Source organism: Mycobacterium talmoniae (genome assembly GCF_001854525.1).
Taxonomy (GTDB): domain Bacteria; phylum Actinomycetota; class Actinomycetes; order Mycobacteriales; family Mycobacteriaceae; genus Mycobacterium; species Mycobacterium talmoniae.
In genome coordinates this window covers 1-1,070 of record NZ_MLQM01000347.1, presented here as the reverse complement: position 1 = coordinate 1,070, position 1,070 = coordinate 1, and the positions used below count along the sequence as shown (strand labels likewise).

The window sequence follows — 1,070 nt, the reverse complement described above, 5'->3', positions numbered from 1 at the left end:
CCCCCCCCCGCCCCGTCGGGTTTCCCCTGTTCGTAGCCCGCGAGGCGGGTCCCGCCCGCGCTGTCGCCGACCCCTGCCGCTGCCATCGACCCCCCCGCCACGCAGAAATTTACTGTGACCGCCAGTAGGTCATACCGTTGGTGTCGAGTGGGTTTGACCCTGCCCGGCGCATCGGTGGGTGTCAAGCAACCGGCGCCCGGTCGTGGACCTGCGTGCCGGGCCGCACCGCTGCAGTGACAGGATGGTCCCGACAATCCCACCTGGGTGCCTGACCCGGCGCACGACGCTGTGGTAAGCCGGAAGACGACCCGTGGCGGCCGACCGATCGATCGAGGAGTCAACAACGATGGCCTTCTCAGTCCAGATGCCGGCCCTCGGTGAAAGCGTCACCGAGGGAACCGTCACCCGCTGGCTCAAACAAGAAGGCGACACGGTCGAGGTCGACGAACCGCTGCTGGAGGTGTCCACCGACAAGGTCGACACCGAGATCCCGTCGCCGGCCGCCGGGGTGCTGACCAAGATCGTCGCCCAAGAGGACGACACCGTCGAGGTCGGCGGTGAGCTGGCCGTGATCGGCGACGCCGCCGACGGCGCCGGGCAGGCCGAGCAGCCCGCGGCGCAACCGCAGGCCGAGCCCGAACCGCAGGCCGAGCCGGCACCGCAGCCCGACTCCCAGCCCGCACCGCAGCCCGAGCCCGAGCCCCAGCCGGCCGCCGGCGGTGACGCGACCCCGGTGCTGATGCCCGAACTGGGTGAGTCGGTGACCGAGGGCACCGTGACCCGGTGGCTGAAGAAGGTCGGCGACGCGGTGCAGGTCGACGATCCGCTGGTGGAGGTGTCCACCGACAAGGTGGACACCGAGATCCCGTCCCCGGTGGCCGGCACGCTGCTGTCCATCACCGCCGAGGAGGACACCACCGTCGCGGTCGGCGGGGAGCTGGCCAAGATCGGCAGCGGCGCGCCGAGCGCCCAGCCCGAGCCGAAACCCGCGCCGCAGCCCCCGGCCGAGGCCAAGCCGGAACCCAAGGCCGAGCCGAAACCGGAGCCCAAGGCCGAGCCCGCCCCCAAGC

Annotated in this window: 1 protein-coding gene; it reads left to right on the top strand. The window is 71.9% G+C overall.

Translation table 11 applies throughout. The annotated features are described in order from the left end of the window. Positions 1–346: 346 nt before the first annotated feature. The coding region (locus tag BKN37_RS27265) for a biotin/lipoyl-containing protein (RefSeq protein WP_341271942.1) at positions 347–1,070 on the top strand (724 nt) is incomplete at its 3' end.